Origin of the sequence: Wolbachia endosymbiont of Cardiocondyla obscurior (genome assembly GCF_902713635.1) — a bacterium.
GTDB lineage: Bacteria > Pseudomonadota > Alphaproteobacteria > Rickettsiales > Anaplasmataceae > Wolbachia > Wolbachia pipientis.
On sequence record NZ_CACTIU010000077.1, the window covers coordinates 1 to 4,886 of the forward strand.

At 35.2% G+C, this 4,886-nt stretch carries 8 protein-coding genes and 1 pseudogene; 4 read left to right on the plus strand and 5 right to left on the minus strand.

Annotation, left to right across the window (positions count from 1 at the left end; translation table 11 throughout):
• Window positions 1–20: 20 nt before the first annotated feature.
• The 3 genes and pseudogenes from WOCAOBSORBRA_RS05450 to WOCAOBSORBRA_RS05460 form a co-directional block, all read right to left on the minus strand.
• Window positions 21–341 (minus strand): annotated as a pseudogene (locus tag WOCAOBSORBRA_RS05450) (TatD family hydrolase); the annotation flags it as partial.
• A complete protein-coding gene (locus WOCAOBSORBRA_RS05455) occupies window positions 338–826 on the minus strand; it encodes an RNA pyrophosphohydrolase (RefSeq protein WP_006279569.1) in 489 nt (162 codons plus the stop codon). The gene WOCAOBSORBRA_RS05455 and the pseudogene WOCAOBSORBRA_RS05450, both read right to left, overlap by 4 nt.
• Entirely contained in the window at window positions 819–1,436 is a 618-nt protein-coding gene (locus WOCAOBSORBRA_RS05460; RefSeq protein WP_022626414.1) for an AAA family ATPase, read from the minus strand. Before WOCAOBSORBRA_RS05460 ends, WOCAOBSORBRA_RS05455 begins: the two co-directional genes overlap by 8 nt.
• 179 nt (window positions 1,437–1,615) lie before the next feature.
• Here WOCAOBSORBRA_RS05460 and rsfS point away from each other — a divergent pair, with 179 nt between their 5' ends.
• From rsfS to tyrS, 3 genes are read left to right on the plus strand one after another with little or no spacing between them, the layout of a single operon-like run.
• Window positions 1,616–1,933, plus strand: coding sequence for a ribosome silencing factor (rsfS, locus tag WOCAOBSORBRA_RS05465; protein WP_006279567.1), 318 nt, complete (start codon window positions 1,616–1,618; stop codon window positions 1,931–1,933).
• On the plus strand, window positions 1,924–2,163 hold the full coding sequence (locus WOCAOBSORBRA_RS05470; protein WP_010963049.1) for a hypothetical protein: 240 nt from the start codon (window positions 1,924–1,926) through the stop codon (window positions 2,161–2,163). The genes rsfS and WOCAOBSORBRA_RS05470 overlap by 10 nt, the downstream gene beginning before the upstream one ends.
• 1 nt (window position 2,164) lies before the next feature.
• Window positions 2,165–3,415 (plus strand): tyrosine--tRNA ligase, encoded by a 1,251-nt coding sequence (gene tyrS / locus WOCAOBSORBRA_RS05475; RefSeq protein ID WP_007548582.1) that lies wholly within the window; start codon window positions 2,165–2,167, stop codon window positions 3,413–3,415.
• Between the two features lie 180 nt (window positions 3,416–3,595).
• Here the strand turns inward: tyrS and WOCAOBSORBRA_RS06485 are convergent, their stop codons facing one another.
• Window positions 3,596–3,721 carry a hypothetical protein gene (locus WOCAOBSORBRA_RS06485; RefSeq protein WP_272897544.1) on the minus strand — a complete coding sequence of 42 codons (126 nt, stop codon included), beginning with the start codon at window positions 3,719–3,721 and terminating at the stop codon, window positions 3,596–3,598.
• Window positions 3,722–4,043: 322 nt separating this feature from the next.
• Between WOCAOBSORBRA_RS06485 and WOCAOBSORBRA_RS05480 the strand changes: the two genes are divergently transcribed.
• Window positions 4,044–4,373, plus strand: coding sequence for an SWIM zinc finger family protein (locus WOCAOBSORBRA_RS05480; protein ID WP_174516098.1), 330 nt, complete (start codon window positions 4,044–4,046; stop codon window positions 4,371–4,373).
• Between the two features lie 174 nt (window positions 4,374–4,547).
• On the opposite strand, the gene WOCAOBSORBRA_RS05485 is transcribed toward WOCAOBSORBRA_RS05480, so the two are convergent.
• Window positions 4,548–4,709, minus strand: a complete 162-nt coding sequence (locus tag WOCAOBSORBRA_RS05485; protein ID WP_174516099.1) for a hypothetical protein — start codon at window positions 4,707–4,709, stop codon at window positions 4,548–4,550.
• Window positions 4,710–4,886 lie beyond the last annotated feature (177 nt).

The following is a 4,886-nucleotide window of genomic DNA, read 5'->3' on the forward strand; positions in this document are numbered from 1 at the left end:
TTAAATCCACACTATACGCCATTATAACTCAAATAGCTTATTATACCTTTATCATTTACTTTGGGAAGTACTATAATTACCTTTTGATTTTTGGTAAATTCAACTAATTCATCAACATGTATACACTCACCGTTTTCTATAGCAGCATCAAGCGGATGTATACCAACAGAGGAGTAGACCTGATCATAGGATGAAGAAATTTTTAATAACTTAGGAACATCGTCAATGCTTACGCATATGTTATGCAAAACCTTTACACCATTTTGCTCTGCCCTTGAAATTACTTTTGGTATTTCATCGTCAGAAAAATAAATCAAGTGGCAATGAGAATCTACTATCATGAGCTTATTGTTGAGGCTTTTATTATAGAAGAAAACTCTTCTATCACTGTTTTATAAACTTCTTTTTTAAATGATATAGCACTGGCTACTAAACTATCTATACCTTGCCAACGCCACTCTTTGAACTCTGGATGACCAGTATAATTAATATCAATGTCCTCATCCTCTCCGCAAAACTTCATTAAGAACCACCTTTGCTTTTGACCAGAATATTTTCCATTCCAGCATATTGGTATAACTTCTTCAGGCAAGTTGTAGTATATCCAATCCTTGCTTTTAGTTATAACCTTTACTTTATTAGTACCAACCTCCTCTAGCAACTCACGTAACGCTGCTTGTTCCAGTTCCTCACCATCATCAACACCTCCTTGTGGCATCTGCCAGTAAGAATCGCTATCAAAGCGTTTTCCAATAAAGGCATGTCCTTGTCTGTTAAATAGCATTATGCCAACACAAGGACGGTACTTATCTTTCTGCTCAACCACGAGTACGCTCTGTTTTTAAATGATTTGTTACAGAAGTTTTAATTAATTTTCCATTTTTTTCTTTCTTCATCTCTTCAACAATTTTCTTTGCAACTTCCTTTGCACTCAAGTTCGAGTTATCAATTTCAAGCGAACCCTCAGGTATAAATAGCCTTTTCCCTTCAATTTTCTTTATAGCAAAATCCGGATCAGTAATTTTATTTTCCTGATATCTCTCTTCTGATTGGACACGTCTTACTAGTTTTTCATTATTACAATGTAATACTACAGAAAAAATTTCCATGTCCATTTTTTTACTTAAATTTACCACTGAGTTATATAATCTTTGGTCATAGGGATCACCCTCTATCAATTCATTTGTAAATATATAATGTTTTGATTTTACGTAGTGTTTTTCCAGTATTGCTAATACATTTTCCCTAACTGCAAAAATTTTTTCCCATAGGTCATCTGGAACTTCAGCGTTTTGTAATTTAACAATATCAAATATAATATTATTGAATAGATTATTGCTTACTATTACTGCACCAATGATTTTACACAGTTCCTTTGCAGTAGTAAACTTACCACTGCCTGGAAAGCCGATTAAGTAGATGAGAGTCTTGCCCATAATGAATACTAGTAAAAAGCTATTTTCAATTATATAAAAAGTATATACATTGTACATGCTAAAAACATGATGATAAAATAGATGCAGGTAATACCTTTAACAAGTAGTTGCGTTGAAAATAGTTCATATTTAGAAATTTTGAGTATATAATTATAAATGAATCATATAACCTGTAAACAATGCTTAGCGATATGGAATCGATAAGAAGTACAATTGAAGAGATAATAGATCAAAATAAAGGTCATGATATAGTAACTTTTGATGTGCAGAATAAAACCGTTATTGCAAAATATATGATTATTGCATCTGGTGATTCAAGCCGTCACGTTAAAGCTTTAGCTGAGCACGTAATAAAAAGCCTCAAGCCACATGATAAAATAGATGTAGAAGGTATGGATGAAGGCAATTGGGTAGTTTTGAATTTTCAAGGCATAATGGTTCACATATTCAGGCCGGAAGTAAGGGAGTATTATAAAATAGAAGAGTTATGGAACTGATTGCCTGGATAGCTGGTGCACAACTGCACAAACGTTGTAATTTTGAAGGCAACTCCTGCACAGGTAGTGGTGTCATGAAAGTAGCTGACACTGGAATCCAGTTTTTCATGCAATTTCATCGAAAACGTTGTATAGTGTGCTTGTTTATAATTAAGTTCCAGTGTCTGGGCACTGGCTTCTCTATTAGGGTTACCTTCGGCATTAATGACAGGATAGACTGGGGTTTATAAAATGAAACACGCATCTGAATTTTTAAATTTCATCCAAGAAAGAGGGTACCTATACCAATGCACAAACATTGAAGGACTAGATCAATTATTATTGCAGAGCAATTATATAGTTGCATACATTGGGTTTGATTGCACAGCACCAAGTCTTCATGCTGGTCACCTAATTCAGATTATGATGCTCTGTCACCTACAAAAATTTGGTTATAAGCCGATAGTCTTACTTGGAGGTGGCACAACAAAAATTGGTGACCCATCCTTCAAAGATAAAGCAAGAAGCATCTTGCCTGTAGAGAACATCAATCAAAATACATCCAGTATAAGGAGAATATTAGAGAAAATGGTGTCTTTTAATGACAGCAAGACTGGTGCAATGATAGTAAATAACGCAGATTGGTTGGATAACATAAAATACATAGATTTTTTGCGTGATATAGGAGCTTATTTTTCTGTAAATCGTATGCTAAGTTTTGATAGTGTGAAAACCAGGCTGGATAGAGAGCAAACCTTAAGCTTTCTGGAATTTAATTACATGCTATTGCAAGCTTACGACTTTATTGAATTAAACAAAAAATATGATTGTCGTCTGCAGATTGGAGGGTCAGACCAGTGGGGAAATATAGTAAACGGAATTGAACTTGGAAAAAAGTTGAATTTACCTGAGCTATTTGGCCTTACCATGCCTCTTTTATTAAATGCACAAGGAAAAAAAATGGGCAAAACTGAAAGTGGAGCAGTGTGGCTTGATGATAATATGCTAAAGCCTTACGACTACTGGCAATATTTTCGCAACGTTGATGATCAAGATGTTGGACGTTTTTTAAGATTGCTCACTGATGTGCCAATTGATGAGATTAGAAAATTAGAGTCTTTAAAGGATCAAGAAATAAATGAAGCAAAAAAGGTCTTGGCAACAGAAGTGACAAAAATATGTCATGGTGACAAAGAAGCGGAACTTGCACAATTTGCTGCAATTTCTGCTTTTGAGAATGAAGATAGCTCACTACTTCCTGATTACATCATAAAAAAAGAACAAGTGGCAAGCGGCATATCCTTAGTAGACCTACTACATGACACCGGTTTTGAACCTTCAAAAGGCGCTGCAAAGCGTTTAATACAGGGCAACGGATGCAAGATTAATGATAATGTTGTAAACAATATTGATCATGTAATAAATTTCGAGAGCTTTAAAGATCAGCCATTTATAAAATTATCTGCAGGAAAGAAACGCCATATAAAAGTTGTGGTAGATTAGGTCTCGAAGTAAGAAAACAAATTTTATACAAGTGAGAAATTAGATATGGAGCAAATTTTCAAAATTCGAGAATTATGTATAAAACAACTGGAAAGATAGTAGAAAGCGAAATTCTATTATATATAGCTAAAGTGGCTTAGGTTTACCTACAATTTGAAAAACAACAAATTCGTCATTCCGCTACTCATTAGCGGAATCTATACCGCGAATGAATCCATAACTGTACGGACATTGCAATTTGGGCCTACCAGGAGGGCAATGCCTCTTATCCAAGTACCCTCTTCTTGTCATCCCAGTGCTTGACACTGGGATCCAGGAATTTTATTAAGTTGGTAAGTATAAAAGTAGCCGTTTTATGTTAAAACACAACGTTCTTGATGAGATTACGGCAAGGCTGGATTCCAGTGTCAGCTACTTTCATGACACCATTTGCTGTGCAATTTACCTTCAAAAATGAATGTTCATACAGTTATGGAATGAATCGCGGTATGACGTAGGGAAACCTTTCTTGAGTTAGCTATAGCACTATAAAATTGTCCGCAGGGCCATATAAAAGTCGTGGTGAGTTAATAAATTTTTATGGAAGAAAGGATATATTAGAAAATTGAGGGTTTTAAAGGAGGTAAAAATGAGACTGTATTATAAAGATATCACAGGTCTTATCAAAGAACCCTACCGCTCCAGAGGAAGGGATTATTTTGACAAAAGAAAGGTACAGATTATATCTGTTAATGAATCTCAAGCTAAATCAAAGGTAGTTGGATCAAATATATATCGAGTAACACTAAAGCACGATGGTCCTCTTTTGAGTGGAACATGTTCCTGTCCTGCATTTGTGTATTATGGTCCATGTAAGCATATGGCTGCAACAGGTTTTGCTTTGGTTGCACTTGATAGAAAGGAGTATCGATCGTCTGCGCGCCCAGATGAACAGACTCTCTTTGAAAGGTTTTACTAAGAAAAACAAAGCAAGAGCTAATTTCAATAATTACTCGTTCCAGTAAACATTATCCTGAGATTTTTGAAGAACTAGAGGATAAAGAATATGAGCAATTTATTCAAAGTGAACTTTCAAAATCCGAGAATTATGTATAAAACAACCGGAAAGATGGTGAGATCAGGTAATCTATGGCTAAGACGTCATACCGCCGCGGTATCTCTTAGCCGCTAACACGTAGCGGGATGACGAGATGCCACCACGAACCGTCATACCGCGCGATTCATCCGCGGTATCTCTTAGCATAGATCCCGCTAACAAGCAGCGGGATGACGGTTGTCGTTTAGCTATAAACATTAAGAAATTTACCAAACGAAAAAAAAGGCAAAAAAAGCCCCATAATTGGCTAATTACTTACATTATACTTTCAAGTATGGCGTTTTTTTATTCTAAACACTTAATAACCGCGATTCAGCTACTTTTAAACCGCAACTAATCTAAATTATAAACGTTAAGAAATTTACTAAACAGAAA

Excerpts from the sequence above, each read along its gene's own strand:
- WOCAOBSORBRA_RS05460 (WP_022626414.1), bottom strand. The coding sequence starts at position 1,436 with ATGGGCAAGACTCTCATCTACTTAATCGGCTTTCCAGGCAGTGGTAAG.
- rsfS (WP_006279567.1), top strand. The coding sequence starts at position 1,616 with ATGCTTAGCGATATGGAATCGATAAGAAGTACAATTGAAGAGATAATA.
- WOCAOBSORBRA_RS05470 (WP_010963049.1), top strand. The coding sequence starts at position 1,924 with ATGGAACTGATTGCCTGGATAGCTGGTGCACAACTGCACAAACGTTGT.
- tyrS (WP_007548582.1), top strand. The coding sequence starts at position 2,165 with ATGAAACACGCATCTGAATTTTTAAATTTCATCCAAGAAAGAGGGTAC.
- WOCAOBSORBRA_RS05480 (WP_174516098.1), top strand. The coding sequence starts at position 4,044 with ATGAGACTGTATTATAAAGATATCACAGGTCTTATCAAAGAACCCTAC.
- WOCAOBSORBRA_RS05485 (WP_174516099.1), bottom strand. The coding sequence starts at position 4,709 with ATGTTTATAGCTAAACGACAACCGTCATCCCGCTGCTTGTTAGCGGGA.